General features: G+C 53.6%; 17 protein-coding genes and 1 pseudogene. 10 read left to right on the plus strand and 8 right to left on the minus strand.

Annotation, left to right across the window (positions count from 1 at the left end; translation table 11 throughout):
- The first annotated feature begins 42 nt into the window (after window positions 1-42).
- The 8 genes and pseudogenes from JMJ16_RS10560 (at window position 43) to JMJ16_RS10595 (ending at window position 7,581) form a co-directional block, all read left to right on the plus strand.
- Window positions 43-408, plus strand: coding sequence for a hypothetical protein (locus tag JMJ16_RS10560; RefSeq protein WP_201381031.1), 366 nt, complete (start codon window positions 43-45; stop codon window positions 406-408).
- Between the two features lie 28 nt (window positions 409-436).
- Window positions 437-652, plus strand: a complete 216-nt coding sequence (locus JMJ16_RS10565) for a hypothetical protein (protein WP_201381033.1) — start codon at window positions 437-439, stop codon at window positions 650-652.
- Window positions 649-1,731: a YncE family protein gene (locus JMJ16_RS10570; protein ID WP_201381035.1), complete on the plus strand. Its 1,083-nt coding sequence runs from the start codon at window positions 649-651 to the stop codon at window positions 1,729-1,731. The genes JMJ16_RS10565 and JMJ16_RS10570 overlap by 4 nt, the downstream gene beginning before the upstream one ends.
- A 169-nt stretch (window positions 1,732-1,900) precedes the next feature.
- On the plus strand, window positions 1,901-2,596 hold the full coding sequence (locus JMJ16_RS10575; RefSeq protein WP_201381037.1) for a hypothetical protein: 696 nt from the start codon (window positions 1,901-1,903) through the stop codon (window positions 2,594-2,596).
- 130 nt (window positions 2,597-2,726) lie between these two features.
- Window positions 2,727-3,653, plus strand: coding sequence for a phosphotransferase family protein (locus tag JMJ16_RS10580; protein ID WP_201381039.1), 927 nt, complete (start codon window positions 2,727-2,729; stop codon window positions 3,651-3,653).
- Between the two features lie 128 nt (window positions 3,654-3,781).
- Window positions 3,782-4,840: a Cj0069 family protein gene (locus JMJ16_RS10585; protein WP_201381041.1), complete on the plus strand. Its 1,059-nt coding sequence runs from the start codon at window positions 3,782-3,784 to the stop codon at window positions 4,838-4,840.
- A 30-nt stretch (window positions 4,841-4,870) separates the two neighbouring features.
- Window positions 4,871-5,539, plus strand: a pseudogene (locus tag JMJ16_RS10590) (IS6 family transposase).
- Window positions 5,540-6,117: 578 nt separating this feature from the next.
- The gene (locus JMJ16_RS10595) at window positions 6,118-7,581 is read left to right on the plus strand and encodes a hypothetical protein (protein WP_201381043.1); all 1,464 of its coding nucleotides are present in this window, start codon (window positions 6,118-6,120) and stop codon (window positions 7,579-7,581) included.
- Between the two features lie 432 nt (window positions 7,582-8,013).
- Here the strand turns inward: JMJ16_RS10595 and JMJ16_RS10600 are convergent, their stop codons facing one another.
- From JMJ16_RS10600 to JMJ16_RS53975, 7 genes are all read right to left on the minus strand, one after another.
- A complete protein-coding gene (locus JMJ16_RS10600; protein WP_201377957.1) occupies window positions 8,014-9,198 on the minus strand; it encodes an IS256 family transposase in 1,185 nt (394 codons plus the stop codon).
- A 1,002-nt stretch (window positions 9,199-10,200) separates the two neighbouring features.
- Window positions 10,201-10,587: a hypothetical protein gene (locus tag JMJ16_RS10605; protein WP_201381045.1), complete on the minus strand. Its 387-nt coding sequence runs from the start codon at window positions 10,585-10,587 to the stop codon at window positions 10,201-10,203.
- Window positions 10,588-11,229: 642 nt separating this feature from the next.
- Window positions 11,230-11,721: a hypothetical protein gene (locus tag JMJ16_RS10610; protein WP_201381047.1), complete on the minus strand. Its 492-nt coding sequence runs from the start codon at window positions 11,719-11,721 to the stop codon at window positions 11,230-11,232.
- An 888-nt stretch (window positions 11,722-12,609) separates the two neighbouring features.
- The gene (locus JMJ16_RS10615; protein WP_201381049.1) at window positions 12,610-13,359 is read right to left on the minus strand and encodes a hypothetical protein; all 750 of its coding nucleotides are present in this window, start codon (window positions 13,357-13,359) and stop codon (window positions 12,610-12,612) included.
- Window positions 13,359-13,898: an RNA polymerase sigma factor gene (locus JMJ16_RS10620; protein WP_201381051.1), complete on the minus strand. Its 540-nt coding sequence runs from the start codon at window positions 13,896-13,898 to the stop codon at window positions 13,359-13,361. The genes JMJ16_RS10615 and JMJ16_RS10620 overlap by 1 nt, the downstream gene beginning before the upstream one ends.
- Before the next feature lie 206 nt (window positions 13,899-14,104).
- A complete protein-coding gene (locus JMJ16_RS10625) occupies window positions 14,105-14,539 on the minus strand; it encodes a transposase (protein WP_236601559.1) in 435 nt (144 codons plus the stop codon).
- Entirely contained in the window at window positions 14,484-14,945 is a 462-nt protein-coding gene (locus JMJ16_RS53975; protein ID WP_236601587.1) for a hypothetical protein, read from the minus strand. The genes JMJ16_RS10625 and JMJ16_RS53975 overlap by 56 nt, the downstream gene beginning before the upstream one ends.
- A 303-nt stretch (window positions 14,946-15,248) precedes the next feature.
- On the opposite strand from JMJ16_RS53975, the gene JMJ16_RS10630 reads away from it, so the two are divergent.
- Window positions 15,249-15,641, plus strand: coding sequence for a hypothetical protein (locus tag JMJ16_RS10630; RefSeq protein ID WP_201381054.1), 393 nt, complete (start codon window positions 15,249-15,251; stop codon window positions 15,639-15,641).
- Between the two features lie 246 nt (window positions 15,642-15,887).
- On the opposite strand, the gene JMJ16_RS10635 is transcribed toward JMJ16_RS10630, so the two are convergent.
- The gene (locus tag JMJ16_RS10635; RefSeq protein ID WP_201381061.1) at window positions 15,888-16,553 is read right to left on the minus strand and encodes an ABATE domain-containing protein; all 666 of its coding nucleotides are present in this window, start codon (window positions 16,551-16,553) and stop codon (window positions 15,888-15,890) included.
- Window positions 16,554-16,815: 262 nt separating this feature from the next.
- Between JMJ16_RS10635 and JMJ16_RS10640 the strand changes: the two genes are divergently transcribed.
- Window positions 16,816-19,161 carry an MFS transporter gene (locus JMJ16_RS10640; protein WP_201381063.1) on the plus strand — a complete coding sequence of 782 codons (2,346 nt, stop codon included), beginning with the start codon at window positions 16,816-16,818 and terminating at the stop codon, window positions 19,159-19,161.
- Window positions 19,162-19,299: the final 138 nt, after the last annotated feature.

Below are 19,299 nucleotides of genomic sequence, written 5' to 3' on the forward strand. Positions count from 1 at the left end.
GGGACGCTTGCTAAAAAAAACATATAGAGGAGGAATGTGCCAATGTCGCTTGTCTTTCCTCTCTCACAGATTGCCCTCACCGCAGCCATCACGGCAGTGGCCTCGCTGCTGCTGCTGTTTGGAGCACGTCAGTACTTCAAGGTGAGATCACCCGGTGAGATGCTGCTCATTGCCCTGGTGGCTGGTTTCTCTGTCCTGGCATGGCGCTCGGCTGGTAACACCCCGGCCTTGAATGCTGATCCCATTCCAGCTGTCAGCCCCAATGATGTGCTATGTCCCATGATCACATATATCTTTCTTGGCCTGTACGCAGCATTTCGTCATCCAGGAGAGCATGACGTTCGTTTTGAGCAGGTGCGAGCGGTGCTTACCCTGGTGTCCTTTGCCGTGAATGTGATCACGATCTAACCTGCATGGGAGAGGGGAGAACGCGATCATGAAATGGATGACGCGCCAACACGAACTGGATGCGCTATCCTGGCCCATCAAAAAGCTGGCGGATCAGGAGAACGTATGGATGATGTTACTCCTCTGTGCGATGTTTCGGCAGATCCAAGAGGAGGAGGCGTCCGCTGTCTCTCATACCACGAAGAGTGGCTCTCCTGACGGTATAGGATACGCACCGCAGAGAGCAAGGGAAGGCAAGGCATGACATCACACAATATACTTCCCCTCCACAAGCCAAACAGAGGATCCTGGCGACCTGGCCGTGTCCTCATAGGAGTCATTGGACTGATTGTCCTCCTCCTGACGCTTGGTCTTGTGGGGTGGTATGTCCTGGCTCCCCAACGTGCTGCTGATCTCGCGGGAAGATTGCAGACGCTTACAGATATCCCACTGAGTGGAGGGGCCTCTCGTTTTGACTACCAGACGCTGGACCCCAAAACAGGCTTGCTGTTCATCTCCCACCCGGGAGCAAGTCGCGTGAGCGTTTTCAAGGTGCCATCCAACACATGGGTCACGGATATTCCCGCCCTTGCCGGAGTACATGGGGTGCTCGCCATTCCAGCACTAGGGCGCGTCTACGCCTCAGTGACGGATGATAATCAGGTTGCGGTGATCGATGAGCAGACGCTTCGGGTGATCACCAGAATTCCCGGCGGGGACTACCCAGATGGCATGGCATATGATCCCATCCAGCAGCGCCTTTTCGTCTCAGATGAGGCGGGCCAGACGGAGACCGTGATTGACACACGCACAGAGCAACGGATCGCGACCATCCCCCTGGGGGGAGAGGCAGGCAATACACAGTACGATGCCAGCACCCAACGAATCTTCGTGGCAGTGCAGACGCTGAATCAACTCATTGCCATCTATCCTACCACCGAACAGGTGGTTGCCCAGTATACACTCCCGGGGTGTCAGCATAGTCACAGTCTGCTCCTCGATGAGGCTGCGCGTCTCGCCTTCGTCACCTGTGATGGCAATAACGTCCTGCTTGTGCTCGATATGCTGCACCATATGCAGGTGCTCTCAATGCAAGCCGTGGGGGAGACTCCGGATGTGCTGGCGTTCGAGCAGGACCGACGGCTGCTCTATGTCGCTTGTGAGAGTGGCGTCTTGTCTCTTTTTCAAGAACAAGGGCGAGGGGTGCACAAGTGGGGAGATCAGTTTATTGCCCCCGAGGCCCACAGCATCGCTGTTGACCAGCACACCCATCGCCTCTATTTCCCTTTGGAAGATCTGGGAGGCAGACCGGTGCTACGAGTGGCATTGTTCACCCAACGATGAGGAGCATGGATAAAGGTGATGGATGATGACCATTCTGGAACGTGTGCATGTTCTCATCTGGCTGCTTGGAGAAGGTCGGTTGTCAGACGGCCCTGAGCAACACTCCTCCCCGAAGGCAATACCCCAATGAGTGGGAACGAATGAGACACTCGAAAGTGAGAAAACGTTCATGTTTGTAGCGGTTCTGGTAGAAAGTCTGCTTGATCCTGTCTTTCTGATACTAGGAGGTCTTCTTGTTCTGGCCACATTGGCCCTCATGCTTGTCGTGCGCACGTTGGAGATTCGCTACACAGGAGGAAAGCACCGGCGAGCAACGTACATCGTCTTGATCATAGGGCTCTGCAGCCTGGTGCTTGTGTGGGGAGGCGTGAGGCTTGTTCATAGCACCATGCCACCTGCTTCAGTGCAGACAGTGTCCCATCTGACTGATGGGGCGACTCCAGATCTGACGTCCACTGATGTGGCGACTCCACTCCCGTACCAGGCGCCGACTCCGTTTCCGACTCTGACGGCGCCAGCACTTGACGTATTAAACACGTTGTGTGGGGCCATCAATCGCCAGGATACCACAGCCATCTTACAGCACTATGCCCCCTCGTTGCAGCAAAAAGTGCTCACGAACAGAACGGCCCTCCCAAAGGGGCAACAAATGAAGTTTCTCCACTGTCAGTTGGGAGATGCGGCAGACCAACTCCCTGTGGGGATTTTGCTCTTACAAACGGAGGATGGGAATGGCTATGCCGATGGGTATGAACGACCGTATCGGTTTGTCATGAGCCTCTCGGAGGGAGCGTGGAAGGTCACCACCATCCAGTTTTGCATGTCTGACGGGTGCATCCCTTTTGTCGGACGAATTACCCAATAGAGGGCAACATACATAGGTATGCTGCTCTAGCAGAGTACGGCAATCCGTACATCTTCGCCATTCGTATTGCCAGGACCGGGAAGGCCCTGGCGTCTCACCTCTCTCTATTTTGAAGAAAGAAGGCGTTCGTATGTTGAAAGACGTGTATCTACAACCTGACGCACCCGACCCTGTCCTCTCCCAGGAGGTGGTCCTCTCTCTGGTGCGTCGTCATCTTCCACAAGTCCAGGCGGTGACCGGCGTGGATGAATCGGGCGGCGAAGCGCGCACCTATGCTCTTGATGAGACAGTCATCGTGAAAGTGCAGCGCCCGCAGCAACTTCGCCCGAGCACGAGCCTTGCGAAAGAGGTCTTTTTTTTGCGCCACATGGAAGCCTTTTCGGATATCTCGGTCCCGCGTGTCCTCGGCTATGGGCGCGAGAGCGCGTTCCTGGAATATACCGTGATGACCCGTATGCCTGGCGTGGCCATGAGGCATGTCCCATTCACCGAAGATGAGCACGCGGCCGTCCTCTTTCAACTGGGAATGACCTTGCGGCGAATTCATGCCTTGCCTCAGGCACCATTCGCCGAGAGCACGCTCTTTCCCGGTGATCGGGCGTTTTCGACTGTCCAGCAACGCTTCCGCGAGTATTTCATTGAGGTGGCGGAGCATCTTCAGTCCAGGGGTTCCTCCTGGCCCTTAAGGGTATCCTTGCCTGAGATCAGTGAACGTATCATTGCTTCGTTGCCTGAGAACGAGGAGCGTGTCGCCTTGCATTCCAATCCCTACAGCGAGCACACCTTTGTAGATCCCCAGACGCATACCTATACGGGACTGATTGATTTTGGTGACGCCTACCTCAGTCATCCTGCTTTTGATCTCCGCCGCTGGAATCGTCCAACCGAACGCGAGGCCTTGTTGCGTGGCTATACAGCAGAAGCTCCAGTCAGTGAGGCGTTCATGGCGACCTGGAAAGCGGTGATGATGCTGGGAGATGTCATCGTTATGGCCTACTCTCCGGAGCGAGCAGTGCAAGCCGCAGATGATCTTCAGCAGTTGCTTGCAACCCTCTAGCTGATGGGCCGCATGCATACTCTCTGTGACAGAGGCACAATCTGGCGTCACATCGCTGCAATCGTCATGTCTCACATGAGCGTTAGCAACAGTATTGTTTTCATTATTAAGAAAGAGAAGGAATTATTATGACCTTGAAGAGAAATAATCCACGCGTCGCGATTCTTTGGCACGGCGACCACGAAGCGCGCGATACTGCGACAACTGAAAATAATAGGTTCCAAAAGATGTTTGCAGAATTTGAACGCCACCATGTTTCCGCTGAGCCTGCCGTGTACAATGATGCATTTGTTGATGAGGTATGGCGTCAACTCCGTGACGTCGATGGCGTTCTTGTATGGGTGAACCCCATTCAAGACGAAACGAATCGGACGATGCTTGATGCTATGCTCAGAGAGGTTGCCTCACGTGGCGTCTTTGTCAGTACACATCCCGATATCATCTTGAAAATGGGGACAAAAGAGGTGCTCTTTCAAACACGTGAAATGGGCTGGGGAGGCGATATTCATCTCTATAAAACCAGAGAGGACCTCCGTCAGCAATTACCAGCTCGCCTTGCCGATGGTTCATCGCGTGTCTTAAAACAACATCGCGGGAATAATGGGATTGGCGTCTGGAGGGTGGAATCGGTTGATGGGAGTAGCGCACACGAGCCAGACCCGGTTGTGCGCGTTCTGCACGCACTTCGCAACAGTACAGAGGAAACAATGCTCCTAAGCGAATTCTTCAACCAGTGCGAAGCCTATTTTGCTGAAGCTGGGCAAATGATTGACCAGCCCTTTCACTCTCCCGTTCCTCATGGTATGGTCCGTTGCTACATGTCCCAGAATGAGGTGGTTGGCTTCGGGCATCAATATGTCACGGCTTTACTCCGACCAGAGAGCGGTTCGGAACCCCTCCAGCCACAACCGAGACTCTACTATGCTGAATCGCAACCAGCGTTCCAGGCCTTGAGAAGCAAGATGGAAGCCGAGTGGATTCCACAGTTACAAAAGCTCCTCGCTATTGAAACGGAATCGCTCCCGATTATTTGGGATGCGGACTTTCTCTTTGGACCAAAGACCGCAGCTGGTGAAGAGACCTATGTCTTGTGCGAAATAAATGTCAGCTCTGTGTACCCTTTTCCAGATGCTGCTCTGCCAAAACTGGTCAAATCAGCAGTCGCAAGGGTATTGTCAACTTGCTGAGTGGCTACAATTTCTGGTAGACTCAGAGTCATGAAAACACAGACACCCGCATCCCCCTATAAAGGCTTTCGCTTTCCAGTTGAGATTATCGGCCATTGCATCTGGTTGGATTTCCGCTTCTCGCTTCCGTTTCCGTGATGTTGAAGAGATGATGGCCGAGCGTGGGGTCGTGTTGACCTACGAAACCATCCGGCAGTGGTGTTTGAAATGTGGCCAGACGTCTGCTCATGAACTGAAACGTCGTCGTCCAAAAACGGGAGACAAGTGGCACCTGGATGAAGTGTACCGGCATCGATCAATGGCCAGACCCATTCCGTATGGAGAGCTGTTGACCAGTATGGAAACGTCCTGGATATCCTGGTCCAGAGCCGACGCAACACACATGCGGCCCAAAAGTCCTTCCGCAAGCTCCTGAAAGGGTTGCAATATATCCCACGCGTGATCATCACCGACAAGCTGGCCAGCTACGCCGCCGCAAAGCGGGAAATCATGTCGAGTGTCGAGCATCGCCAACACAAGGGTTTGAACAATCGAGCGGAGCGTTCACATCAGCCGACGCGGCAACGTGAGCGAATCATGCGACGATTCACATCACCTGGACAAGCCCAACGATTTCTCTCTGCTTTTGGGCCGATCTTGGATCACTTTCGGACGAAACGGCACTGTTTCACTGCCAGGGATCACCGCGCCCTCATGTAGGATCGTTTTCTGGTTTGGAACGAGGTGGCCAGAGGAAAGACGGCTGCCTAACGGCGATTCATTCCTTTCAATCCTCCGCTTCTCTCCTCTCCCTTTTCTCTTCTCTTCAAAAAAGCTCTTCTGTTTTCTCACCAAGTTGACAATACCTCATTAGAGGTAAACATCTCTAATGATAAGCCTTTTATGTATGTACACTGAGTGCATTTGTATTGATAAATGCGGGCTTCTCCCAGTGTTAAGCGATAGTCATTCTAGCCAGCAAAAACCACTGACTTTTATAAATATGCTTTAGTGAAGCTTCAATTCGTATACGCTTTCTTCGTTTGTAACGTATCTTCATGTAAGGAAGTCTTTCCAGTCGCGAGAAACAGTATCTCCATTCTCTCAAGGTGGACTGCTCGTTTCTTGCACATACTCCTCTTTTTTTTTTGCTTCTAGCGGTGATGGGAAAACATCATCTCCTTCACCACCCTTACGGTGAGCGCTGTATGAGCAAAGGACATGCTCTTTACGGAGCACGCCCTGACACCTACATCGCAACCTAGTTGTCATGAGAGAATCATTCATAAGGAGGATACATGATTTCTACTCCGTTACGCCGGTCCATCCGGGGGCTGGTAGCATGTTTTCTGGCCCTGCTCAGTATCTTTGTATTTTCCTCGACACCTGGCGTTGCCGCAAGCGGTTTCGCCTTCACGACCTTTGAGCTTTCGAGTACCCCGGGCCTCACCTGCCCTGGCAGTGGGGGGAGTTGTACTAATAACGCGGCTGAACCGCAGATTCGGGCAGATATGGCGGGACACTTCTATGCTTCCTCGGAAAATGGACTGGGTGCGGGCACTGAGGCCTGGCGCTCGACTGATAGTGGGCGTCATTATACGGCCCTCGTCTCACCCAACGCCGCGTCACAAGGCGCTCCCGTTGCGCCCGGTGGTGGTGATACGGATCTCGCTACCGCGCCAGTCAAGAATGCATCAGGCGTCTACACTGTCTATGTCGCCAGCTTAAATCTGGCTAATATTGACGTAAGTACCTCTATGGATGCTGGCAAAACATGGAAGCTGAACCCAACCAGCGCGACGGTTCCTGGTGATGACCGCGAGTGGATTGCGGCAGATCAGGCCTCGAAAGTCTGCATCTCGTATCATGATGTGGCAACCTTCAACATTGACGTCAATTGTAGCTACGATGCAGGAACGACCTTTACTCAGTTGGGAGAGGCGTTTGATCCCACCCACGCTTTCCTTGCCCAGAACAACGAGATCGGAAATCTGGTTATTGATCCACGTAATCATATCATCTATCAGACCTTTAGCGGCATCGCGAATGCGGGCGAGGTGCCTTGCAGTCAAGCTGGCTCCTGCGGCTATCATGTGGTGTGGGTGGCCGTTTCGACGGACGGGGGCAAAACCTTCACGGATCACGTGGTCTACAATAATCCTGATACAACGGTGAGTTATGGGCACCAGTTTGTGAACATGAGTGTTGACCGTGCGGGAAATGTGTATTCTGTGTACAGCAATAACCACAACGTCTCCTATAGTTTCTCGACGAATCATGCGACGACGTGGTCGGTACCCATCAAGGTAAATGCGGCGCCATCCAATACGGCCATTATGCCTTGGAGCGTTGCCAATCAGGCTGGCCATATTGATATTGTCTGGTATGGAACGTCGTATTCTGATGGTACGACCCCACCTGATACCTATCCAATGAGTGCGGCATGGTATGTGTACTTCGCCCAGAATCTGAAGGCGACAACCGCTGGCAGCAGTTTCAGCCAGATTCAGGCGACACCAATCATTCACTATGGTGGCGTCTGTGAGGGCGGGATCAGTTGTACGGGGAATCGGGACCTCTACGATGATTTCGGGGTAGCGGTGAATCCTCTCACAGGCATGGCTTCGATTGTCTACAGCGATGACCAGTACACCAATGACCCCAACAATCCGCCCCAGAGTGGATGCACGCCATCGTCCTCCAATTCATCCAGCTGTAACCACACCTCTATCGCGACCCAGACGTCTGGAACAGGCATCTAACAACAGGTTGTGCTCATGGAAGAGTGTATCACCCAGGCTTACAAACCTGGGTGATACGCTCTTCCAACATATACAAGAACGCTCCCAAAAGGAATTGCCAAGCAGATGAGTTTGACCCACAAGGGTCTATCTTCTTCAGAAAAGTCTCCCATTGGCAACGCCAATGGGAGACTTTTCTGAAGAAAGGAGACGTTTCGAGATGAGAGGAGATCTTTCAGCGATGCCATAACGAATGTTGTGTACTGATGAAAGGCCAGTAACCCTCACGGCGCAAGAGCCTCAGAGCTAGCGAGCACAATGGCTTCACATCCCATCATTCATTGAGAAGCATGCGAGAAAACGCTCCTGGCTGTCCTCAAGAGACAAAAAAGGCCACCTTCTCCCTCCTCGGCCACAGCAGCCGAGCGTTGATCTGCTCAATGCTCTTACGGCTTAGCTCACCGTGACCTTGTGAAAACGAATGTCCTGCATCACAGCCCACACCAGACGCACACAACTGGTTTCGCTCGTAAAGGCGTCAATCTGATCGGTTCTCTGCCGCACATTGCTAAAGAAGCCTTCAATCGCGTTGGTGCTCTGGATATGCCGATGCATCCCGACTGGAAAGTCATAAAAGGTGAGTAAGTGCTCCTCATCCTCACACAAACTGCGCACCGCTTGGGGATAGCGCTCGGCATATTTGGCTTTGAAGGCGACAAGATTGGCCAGAGCATCCTCCTTCTTCTCTGGCTTCCAGATCCCCACCAGATCGGCTTGCACCAGCTCGCGCTCTCGACGAGGAATGGCACTGAGCACATTGCGCTGCTTGTGAACCAGGCAGCGTTGGCGTGCAGTCGCTGTAAAGAGCTGGTCAAGCGCTCCCAGGAGTCCTTCATGCCCATCCGTGACAAAGAGGTCCACCTCAGTGGCTCCACGACTGCGCATGTCCTGTAAGATGCCCAGCCACCCCTCACGGCTTTCTTCGGCGCAGGCTTGCAGCGCTAAGACCTCCTTGTTTCCCTCCCCATCGACGCCCAAAATCGTCAAAATGATGCTCGCATCGCACTTGGAGCCATGACGAATGCTGAAATGAATCCCATCGAGGTACACAATGCGATAGTGCGTTTGTAACGGACGGGTGCGCCACGCCTCAAATTGTTCACTCAGGCTTTCATTCAAGCGACTCACGCTACTGGCGCTGGGAGCGACCCCCAGCAACGTGTTGGCGACCTTGCCAATTTTGTGGGTGCTGCTTCCGCTGACAAACATCTCGGTTAAGGCCTCTGCTACCTCAGGCTCATAGCGGCTGTAGCGCTCAAACGCCTGCGTATGAAACTGGCCCTCTCGATCTCGTGGAACGCTCAGATCTTCAATACGGCCACTTGTGGGCACCAGGTCGCGGGTGTAGGAGCCATTGCGATAGCCTCGACGCTGGCTGGTGCTTTCTCCCCATTCTGCGCCCAAGAACAGACGGAGTTCTTCTTGCATGATTTCTTCCATCACCACGCGGGTTGCTCCACGAATCAACTCACGCAGATGCTGATGAAAGCTCTCTTGGCTGGGAACATCCGATGGGGAGATACGTACGCTTGTCGTTGGTGACTCTGGTGTGTTATGGTGTTTTTTGTGCACAGGCATAGTCTTCCTCCTTGTCCTTTGTGCAGGACTGAGTAAAAACATTCTATGCCTGTAGTATCACCTTTTCTTTCCTCCTTGGGAAGCCTTCCCCCTTTACACAACATTCGTTATGGCATCCTTTCAGCAGCTGATAGTCTCTTTTGCAAGCGTTCCACTCTTGAGATTGATCTACCTTTTCTTCACCGGTTCCATTTTTATAACTCGTTCGAAAATAGACGCTTTTCACAGCAAGACACGAGCAGAAAAGAGGAGAACCTGATAAAGAGTATCAGGTTCTCCTCTTTTTCCCCTTCTATGGTCACTTATAATATAACGGCATCAAGCCCGCAGTATGATATGGCTTCTCTCACTTTCAAGCCTCTTCCAAATTGGGTCAATGCCATCCAATGGTCATGGAGAGCGTAACCAATGTGCTCTTGTAGACTACTCTTCTCATGGAGACAAAACCAACAGGAGAAGGTGCCGCGAAATAACGTAAGCACAGAAGCAAGCACAGAGCTTGGCGAGAGCGTTCAGAGAATGGATGCCTCGCCGCGTGGAGCGAGAGGGACGATCTGCGTTCTTCTTGGCGGGCACCTGTCAATAATGCACATTGATTTCGACCACAAACGTCGTTTTGAAGGCGACAGCTTACCTGCTGCGGGGACGCTTCACCAGAGGTGAGATGGAGAGAAGTTCAGGAGGACAAAAACAGATGATGAGACAACCGGGATTACAGCATCAGAACAATCTGCAGCCAGACCCAGTGCTGTCTGTCGCAGTGCTGTCTGTCTGGCTATCTAATTTCTGCATTGATTTCTCCTTTTAAATCTCCCCAATATCATGGCCATACTCAAAGTTGGCCTCGTCTACATACCCTCGAATATCGCGCTCTGTGTACTCTAAGCCCTCGCCTTTGACGTAGCTGATAGCAGCGTCGCGCATTGTTGCGCGGGCCTGGTCCTCGTCCAGTTCGCGCTCCGCGCAGTGATAGCCAACCGTGGCCGCGCTGTCTGCCTGGTGCTATGTCTTGCTTTTAAGGTCGCTTATACGCAAACTGTAGCGTCTCAGCTTGAGGGCTGTCAGTGCCAATGTAAAATTTTTATCGTCCAGTCGTATTAACTCGATGGGGCTTAGCTCTGTTTGGGCGTTGAAGAGGTTCCCCGCCAGGGAGACGAGCACCCCATAGCCGCCTGAAAGGTCCATTTCTTTTAGCATCGCGTCGAAATCAATGCCGGTCGAGCTCACATACTCCTGTGCCTTCTCCCATGTAGTCTGATCGGATGTTAGCAGGTATAAGGCCGCTGTATACTCCTGATCGAGGTTTTCTCCGTATATTTTGCCGATCTGTCCCATGACTGTAAGCAGGCGTTCTTTATGTGCTGCTGATTTAAAAAAGATGTTTGTCATGGTTGTTTCCCTTTCTGTTATCATAGTAACAAGAGTTGTCTTGCTCTTTTCCGATCACACCAGGGCGGGCTTTGTACTACCTTTGCCCGTTTCTGGTGCTTCTCAATGTGAATGCATCTACAATACCATTCTATGCCCTCCCTTTAATCTGACTTGCCTGCCTGTTCTCTTGCCCTAGTCCTGATCGTTGCTCCAGATGTCTTCCCTCTTGGATCGTGTGTGGCCGCGGCCGAGCCTGGCCCAGGGCCAGAGACACGGGCGCGCCGGTAGCAACGGCGAACGTGTGGGATCGTTTTGGAGCACAAGACCGGCGCGCCCAGCAATGCTCTCTGCACTGGCATCAATGAGGATCGTTCTCGAGGCTTGTCCCTGCCGCTGCCAGCATGAAGGAGAGTGTGTTGGCCTGGTGCGTGCCAGGACGATAGATGGTGGTTCTCTTTTTCCTATGTTTTTCCCATGTTTGTTCTACGCAGCGCCTGCCCTCCACGTGTGCTGCTCCCGTGTTTTTCCTCCAATGTCGTGCCAAATTACGATTGCACAAAAGGGGAGCCGTTTCCGCTCAAAATGGGCATGTTACATCCCTCTTTTGGTGCATTTTTGGGGAAGTGGTTGCGTTCCTTCCGATACCCGTGAGGGCGATTGTCATGCATTGGCAGGTGAGAGGGTGTGGAGAAGGGTCTGGGGATGAATGAGCGAGGTGGAGATGGCGACCTGGAGGAGAGCGAGGGCTTCTGCTCTCTCCTCCGGATGAGGAACCAGGCGGTAGCGCCCTGGTTGAACTTTCACGGCCTGAAGGTGATGGCGATACCGATTGGCGGTCATGCGTGAGACCTGGAGCAGGCCTGCGAGTTCGATGTGTGTGTGTCCATGGGGGTGCGCGTCGTACAGGCGGGGGGCACGCTGTTGTTTCTCATAGGTATGGGCCGGAAGTGGCCTGCGTTCTGAGGTGGGGAAGGGGAGAGGGCGCGCATGGTGCTCGATACAGGCGAGGAACGCTGCCCCTGGCCGGAACCACTCGGAAAAGCGCCTGAGATGGTCCTGCCTGATGGTGAAGGTGGCGCTCGGTGTCGCGCGTGCCGTCCATGACGCCCAGGAGCTGGAGCTGCTCCCCGTACTCTTCGCGCAATGGGGCACGCCGGGTCCGGAGATGGACAGCGCGTGCCAATCTTGATGGAGTGAGCTTCGAGATGGTGCAAGAAAGAGCTCAGAGCCTCGATCGGTGCGGGTGGTGGCACGCTCTCGGGAAGCCTACGCTGATGGGTGTCTCCTCGTCTTCTCGATGATCTGGCTTCAAGTGTCCCCTCTGCTGTGACAGGTGAACGCATTTTTCGGCGTGTGAGAGGCTCCAGCAGCTACTGAAAGCCTGTTTTTCTTCTCCAGGTCTGTGTGCTGGCCTAGGTGTGGCAGATCGCGTTTCCCTGGTTGTGTTTTTTCCATGTTTTTCCTGTGTTTGCGCGGAGCCCGGATCGGTGATCTTCCTGCGTTTTTTCTGCAAAATCGCGATGGCAAAGAAAGGTGCGCTTTTGTGCTCAAAAAGAGGTGCCACTGCTCCCTTTTGGTGGCTACGTTTCTGTGTGTGGTCCCGCCCTCATCTTCCTCTCCCACCGGCACGCGGAGCCCCATGTTTGAAAGCCGATATTCACCTTCTCTTTTTCCGTGTGCTTGTGTTCTTCTAGTCATGAAAATAGTGTGATGTCAGGATGCATGTGCGGAGCGCCTGCGTGTTGCCCTGGAGCCAGAGGACTTTGCCCAACTCTTTCGTCTGGATGGGCAAACAAGTTTTTTTCGATCGCCCCGTGGTGCACATGCACGTACGCTGGATCCGGTACGCGTCAGAGGTGTCTGGTGTGGAGGAACAAGGGTGATCGTATCAAAAAACGCTGTGCATACATAGATTGGGATGTGTTTTGTTGAAGCGGCCTTCCTCCTCCTGGGCCATAGCCGCTACTGGCGTACGCGGCTACTCCTGCAGAGCGGAGAGTAGCCGTGTACCATGTGCCCTTTAGGATAGCCAGTAGCGGGCTACCTCACCGCAAAGTAGAGGCGGTAGGCGAGTTGATCATTCCAGTACAACTCGATCTTTCCAGAGAGGGCGACTGGGTAGCTGAGGCTAATATACCCATGCTTGTTCTGGTTGGCCTCAATAGGGGTTTCCACTGACTTATCCAGAATAGTATTGGTATACACCTTGACGACTATCTTTCCCGTATCATTCTTGGTTGAGATGTTATCGGTCACATAGAAGACGGCTCCACGGGCGAAGACCTGATGCTTATCCAGGGCGATCTGGCTATTAGGATCGATACGCGATGTGGTGGTAGCGGCAGTAATAATGCTCGCGCCAGGACCGACCTCGGAGGGGCCGGGATCAGGAATATGCGTGGCGATGGCGGTTGGTAGAGGAGCTTTCGAGCCAACCATTGTTGACTGATGCTTTGGTCCGAAGAGGGCTATGGCGCCTCCAACAATTGCGACGACAATGAGCACAGCGGCGATAGTGCTTATTGTACGTGTCAGGCGGTTCCATCTCACCTTCTGTGGTGCAATATCCATGATCGTTTTCCTCTGATATTGTATGTGTGACTCCTTGAAGGAGTTCTTTCTGTTTTCATGTTGAGCTTGCTGTAAGCGTGCCTCCAGGCGTTCCTGGACACGCCACAGCGATTCTCTGTTGGCGTGGGCATAGGGACGATAGCTGCGCTGTACGTCTTCGAGCAGGCTGTGCTCGCCGGGTTCCCACGTTGCAAAGAGGTCCTGTTCGTTGTCGGACATTACCTGCTCCTTCCTGTCTCTTTTCCACTATAGGCGCCACGCAAGACTTTGAGCGCACGATGCAGGATCATGCGGACAGCGGCCTCGCTCTTGGCGACAATCTGTGCAATTTCACCGTAGCTCAGCTCATGACCGAAGCGTAATTGCAGAACCTCGCGCTGAGGCTCCGGCAGCTCTTGCATAAGCGTATAGAGCTGCATGTACTCCTCGCGGCGCAGGGCGACCTGCTCTGGCTGTCGCTCATCGTGCTCATAGAGCATCTCCTCGACGTTCGCCAGGGGAACGCTGGGATGTCTGGTGAAGTGGCGAAAGTGGTCAGCCACCTTGTGGTGCGCCACGGACCAGATATAGGCGCGCACTAAATGCTCGTCCTCTTGTAGGGCCGGACCTTTCTCGACGAGTGCCAGAAATACCTCCAGTAACAAGTCTTCGGCATCCTCGCGCGAACCGACCTGGCGCATCAGGTAGGCGAACATGGCGGGCGCGTAGCGCTGATAGAGCGCGATTGACTGTTCTTGTGCCCGGGCTGATTGATGCATGCATTACTCCACATTTGAGATCTCGCCAGTATATTCGCAAATAACGTTGTTTTGTAACAACTTGCTACTTATGTATGCGGCTACTGGGGGTATGCCTAGCGGACGTGGCCCATTGGGCATGATACAATATGGCCGAGATATACTCATGCTAGCATTTACTTTTATCTATTTAGACAGGAAAGACTATGACGCTTTGTGCTAATGGTTTAGACAGCAAGATCGGCTAATTTGAGAGCGGGCCTCCCTAAAAGGGTGTTGATCATCATAGCGATACTATGAGCGGTGACCTTGGCTGCTATTCTGGTGATCAGTCCCCACCTGCTTTTGGCATAGTGCTTGGACAAGTGCAATTGTTCTTGCAGCTGGGCATTGACCGTTTCGCACATCAATCGCAAGCGGTGAAGCTCTTTTTGAGCCACCGAAGGTCGCTTGGGGGGCTGGTTGACTTTGGTCGGAGCCAACAGGGCAAGAGAGCGATACTGCTTCAGATAGCTCTCAAGAGCCGCATCATTGTAGGCTCCATCCCCCAGCAGCCGCTGGAGATGATGGGCAAACGAATCAAGGAGTTCCACCACAGGCTGATTGTCATAGTGGCTGGCTCCAGTGAGTACGAAGCCCAGAATGAGACCCGTGAAGCTCACCACGGTGTGCAATTTGCAACCAAAGTACGCGCATGGCTTTGCTGCTGCAAATCCCATAGTCGGCATGACCAACAAAATCGCTCGTCCGTTTGCTTCGCTTGTAGCTCACGCAGGGAACTGGAGCCGAATCGATGGCTGCCGTCTCGCAGTCGTGAAACTCTTCTTGTACCAGCTGCAAGCTCACACGAACAGCCAGAATGATCGACCACAAGCAGCGCTTGCGACGATGGTAGCGACTGCGTTCGTTGAGTCCAGGAAAGAACGTTCGTAGGCTCGCTTGATGCAGTCGAAAGAAGTGATCTTCTCGTGGGTCGCCAATGAGCTCCTGATACAGAGCGATGGAGATCACTTCGCTGTCGGAAAGACGTGGAGCCGGACCAGGCCGTAGTAAAGCTTGCTGGATCACGCTCGACCCTTTCATTATGTCGTCAACTAAGGAGGAGGCGATCTCCACCGCAAAAAGATGGTGTCCACGGACACAAAGGGCCTGCAAGAGGATGTGTTTTCTGGAAGCGCCTACGATGGAAGGTGGATAAGGAAGGTGGATAAGACACGTCCCAGACAGGAAAAGACACGTCTGGGACGGCTTATGGAGCGAGTGTGAAGCGTGAGGGGTGTGGTGTGTCTCCCACACGACGAGAGAGCAGCAGAGAACGTTCCTGGTAGAGCCAGGAATTGTCTGGAGCAGGTGACGGAGCGAGGAGCTGAGATGACCCCCAAGCACCAGGAAATCATCGATACGACCTTGCAGGCGATGTATGCGCGTGAGCGACAGTGCCATCGTGTGCTCAGTCTTCCTCCTGAGGAGCCGTTCCGCAGGAGGAGTATTGAGCAGCTGCGTGCCAGTCTGCTGGGCCAGAAATTGTGCTGGATCGCGGAGTATGTCGAAGGCTACCCCGCAGCGGTTCAGCCTGAGCGACGAGAGCAGGAGTGGGGATGGCGCACGGTTGAGATCATTGGGGGTATGCGCAGGGAGGTCTTCCAGGTGTGCTCAGTTGTGTATGGTTCACTGGATGGAAAGACCTGGTCCTTTCCAAAGGGATGCCAGCACACGGGAGTAGGAGGTTTTGTAAGTGTTGTTTTTCCACTGGAGCGGTGCTGACTTTTCACTGGACCAGTGAAATTTGCAGTAGACCGGGGAGAAAAGCCGCGCTTTTCCTCCCCGGTCCAGCCAAACGCCACAAACCCATCAACAAGTAGTGAATGCTCCTCATGAAACTGCTCCTAGCAACATGGCAAGCGATAATGAATGTTCCTGGTACGTCAATTGTGGCAAACGCTGAAACACGATGATGCTCCTTGCAACGTCTTCTGTAGAAACCAGCTCCAGCCGTATAACGCCCTTGAGCTACTGCATGCTCTCATGCTCTTTGACTTGCTTGTATCGTCGAGCTGAGCGAGCACGATCCATACATTTCAGACAACACCACTGGCGGGTGGCGCTACGGGTTCGGTCATAAAAGAAGAGGTGACAGCGCGGATTGTGACACGTACGCAAGCGGCTCCTGGTTCCCTCGGTGAGCAGCCAGATGGCAGAACGAACGATCGGCAGTAATACCCGTGCCTGTGGCTGAGCATCAGGGTGATCTCTCAGCCGAAAGGTTCCGGGTTCGGTCTGTTCCAGAACTTGCGACCCCATTTTGAGGATGTCATTGAGGGGGGCAAGATTCTCCTCATGGATTTCACGCTCTGCCATCACGTCCTCAAAGAGGTGGCGTAAGGCAGTACGGAGCACTTTGAACGCATCAAGCACTCCCGGGTCTGCGATCAGCCCTTCCTGGTTTCCTTGTTCCGACTCAAGGGGAGGGGAGTGAAGCTGCGCTTGATGCCACCAGTGCGCAAAAGCATCAGGTGACATGAGTAGATCTTGACGCGTTCCCTTCACAAGCCTCTCGGTATTCACCGCATCAAGGGCCAATGCATCGCCAACAAACAGATCGCCAACAAACGGCGGAAAGGGATCATCGTTCTGCTTTCCTGGATGAACCAGACCACCTTGCTCCAATCTTTCCATCGCTTTTCTCCTTTGTGTCTACTCTCTTTATTATCCAATACTATTTCCATCTTGACAAGGATTTTTTTTGCGGCTATACTTCGCTCATCCATAGCTAAATAATTTTAGCTATGGATAAAGACAGGGATTTTCTCTGCATCTTTCAAGAGAGCGTTCCATACGACTCAGATCATGGGCGTGGGATGTATCTGTGTGATCGAATCATGCGATCAATGAGACGTGCCGACGCCCAGAGACAACGCACACAAAGGAATCTATTTTTATGAGGATACAACTCAATCCACGAATCCTCTTTCTCGCCATCGCAACGTTTGCTGTGGGAACCGATGCTTATGTGATTGCAGGAATCCTCCCTGAAATCGCTCACGATCTGCGTGTGCCGGTTGACCAGGCAGGGCTGATGGTGACACTTTTTGCGCTGGCCTACGCTGTGGGATCGCCGCTTCTTGCCGTTCTCACCGCGCGTGTTGCTCGCCGCTGGTTACTTATTGCGGTGCTTTTGGGACTGTGTGTCGCAAATATTCTGTCAGCGTTGGCTCCTACCTTCGGGTGGATGTTGATAACCAGGGTGCTGGCTGCCGGATGTGCAGCCCTGTGCTCGCCTACCGCCCTGGCAATCGCGGCGACGCTGGCTCCTGCGCAACAGCGAGGAAAAGCCCTGGCTTCCGTCAATTTCGGTTTGACCGTGGCAACCGTGCTGGGTGTTCCCCTGGGGACCGTGATTAGCGGTCACTTCGGCTGGGTCTGGGCTTTTGGCTTCGTGGCCGCACTTGCGGGGGCAGCCGCGCTCGCTCTTACCTTCAGCCTGCCTGCCGTTCCCACTCCCCCGGTGGCGAGTTTACGAGCCCGCTTTTCACCTCTTGGGCAAAAGCGTATTCTTCTCGGGCTCGCCCTCACCTTCTTCTGGGCTGTGGGCGCTTTTACTATCTATACCTATATCACGCCGCTCTTGCGCGAAAATGTCCATTTGAACGATGTCAGTGGTCTTTTGCTCATCTATGGTCTGGCAAGCATGGCTGGTAACGGTCTGGGAGGATATGGGGCTGATCGCTGGGGAACGTTTCGTTCCATCCTGGCCAGCCTGATTGTGCTTGCCGTGGTCTATCTGACGCTGCCTCTCACGACTCATTTCCTTGCCGGTGCTCTCATTGCGTTGGTGGTGTGGGGAATTGCAGGCTGGTCGCTCTATCCGGCCCAACAACATCGTTTGCTTGCTCTCGCGCCAGAACATTCGAGTGTCATTCTGGCGCTGAACGGATCGATCCTCTACCTGGGTGTTGCGGCGGGATCGGGTCTAGGCGGTCTTGTTCTCGCGTACGCTCCGATTTCAATGTTAGGTATTGCGGGGGGAATTGCCGCGCTCCTGGCACTGGGAACCCTCCTTCTCAGTACCACGCGCATGTTCACACCACATGCTCCCAGACACAAACCTGAGCAAGAAGCGCCAGTTCCCAGCAACGATCCCGTCATGATGGAACCTGTCATATCAATGCAGGAACCGGTCGCCTTACCACCAGCACCAATCAAGCACGAGAAAGGGATGGCAGGGTGGTTGCTTGCTCCACTCCTGGGAGCGTTGCTCTGCCTATTGCTTGGTGGCCTGGTTGGCTGGCAAATGGGGAAGCAGCAGAACACCGCCGCTCCAGGGCAGGGCGGTGCTTCCACCTATAAAAACAGTGGTATACCCCGTGAACAGCTAATCGCTCAGGGGCGCCAGGCGGTGGTACAGATTAATGTGCAAACGGCCCAGGGCGCTGGTCTTGGCTCCGGGGTCATCATTGACCAGAACGGGGACATCGTCACCAATGACCACGTGGTCGCTCATGGACGAAAGTATCAGGTGGTCCTGTTTGATGGCTCCGCCTTGCCCGCTCAGGTGATCGGAACCGATCCGCTTGATGACCTGGCGGTGGTCAAGATCACTCCGCCGAAACGGCTGTATGTGATGCCCATTGGCGATTCCTCACAACTGCAGGTCGGAGATGAGATGCTGGCCATTGGGAATCCGCTGGGCATTACCCAGACGGTCACCAGTGGCATTGTCAGTGCGCTGGGACGAACGGTGCCGGAAGGCAAAGGCGGTGCGGTCATCATCGATGCTATTCAGACGGATGCCGCGATTAACCTGGGGAATAGCGGGGGCGCGCTGGTCAACGCGCAAGGCCAGCTGGTGGGTATCCCAACCATGGTCGCGGTTGATCCCGAGTTTAAGACACCTGCCAATGGGGTTGGCTTTGCCATTCCTTCGAATCGCGTCAAATTTATTGTGCCTCAGCTCATTCATACCGGCAAAGTGACGCATAGTGGGCGGCCTGCCATAGGAGCAACCGTTACCTCGGTTGATGCACTGGTTGCCGCCCAGGCCGGACTTGCCGTTGACTATGGCACGCTGCTCGTTTCCGTTCAGCCCAATGGGCCAACTGCCCAGGCTGGTTTAAGACCAGGCGATGTGATTGTAAGAGTTACCAATACGCCTGTCGCTAACCAGGCAGATCTCACCGATGCGCTGGTTCCTTACAATCCTGGTGACGCGGTAACCATCGGCGTTGTACGCGGCACGCAAACACTCCAAGCCAGGCTCAAACTGGGCGAGTTGAAGGTTCCTTAACGTATAATAGCGGCACTCGATTGTAGATCGTAGCGAGAACATATGAATGAGGGACTTGTTGCTATGAACAGACGCTCTCATTCATATGTTCTTTTTGTTGCTGTGGTAAACAGCCCTGTAACTGTTTGAGGGAACTCT

It is taken from the genome of Ktedonobacter sp. SOSP1-52 (assembly GCF_016587395.1).

Bases quoted from the DNA above. Each gene is read 5' to 3' on its own strand.
- JMJ16_RS10630 (WP_201381054.1), top strand. From the start codon at position 15,249: ATGACCCCCAAGCACCAGGAAATCATCGATACGACCTTGCAGGCGATG.
- JMJ16_RS10570 (WP_201381035.1), top strand. From the start codon at position 649: ATGACATCACACAATATACTTCCCCTCCACAAGCCAAACAGAGGATCC.
- JMJ16_RS10635 (WP_201381061.1), bottom strand. From the start codon at position 16,553: ATGGAAAGATTGGAGCAAGGTGGTCTGGTTCATCCAGGAAAGCAGAAC.
- JMJ16_RS10640 (WP_201381063.1), top strand. From the start codon at position 16,816: ATGAGGATACAACTCAATCCACGAATCCTCTTTCTCGCCATCGCAACG.
- JMJ16_RS10600 (WP_201377957.1), bottom strand. From the start codon at position 9,198: ATGCCTGTGCACAAAAAACACCATAACACACCAGAGTCACCAACGACA.
- JMJ16_RS10620 (WP_201381051.1), bottom strand. From the start codon at position 13,898: ATGCATCAATCAGCCCGGGCACAAGAACAGTCAATCGCGCTCTATCAG.
- JMJ16_RS10580 (WP_201381039.1), top strand. From the start codon at position 2,727: ATGTTGAAAGACGTGTATCTACAACCTGACGCACCCGACCCTGTCCTC.
- JMJ16_RS10575 (WP_201381037.1), top strand. From the start codon at position 1,901: ATGTTTGTAGCGGTTCTGGTAGAAAGTCTGCTTGATCCTGTCTTTCTG.
- JMJ16_RS10565 (WP_201381033.1), top strand. From the start codon at position 437: ATGAAATGGATGACGCGCCAACACGAACTGGATGCGCTATCCTGGCCC.
- JMJ16_RS10585 (WP_201381041.1), top strand. From the start codon at position 3,782: ATGACCTTGAAGAGAAATAATCCACGCGTCGCGATTCTTTGGCACGGC.
- JMJ16_RS10595 (WP_201381043.1), top strand. From the start codon at position 6,118: ATGATTTCTACTCCGTTACGCCGGTCCATCCGGGGGCTGGTAGCATGT.
- JMJ16_RS10560 (WP_201381031.1), top strand. From the start codon at position 43: ATGTCGCTTGTCTTTCCTCTCTCACAGATTGCCCTCACCGCAGCCATC.
- JMJ16_RS10615 (WP_201381049.1), bottom strand. From the start codon at position 13,359: ATGTCCGACAACGAACAGGACCTCTTTGCAACGTGGGAACCCGGCGAG.
- JMJ16_RS10605 (WP_201381045.1), bottom strand. From the start codon at position 10,587: ATGACAAACATCTTTTTTAAATCAGCAGCACATAAAGAACGCCTGCTT.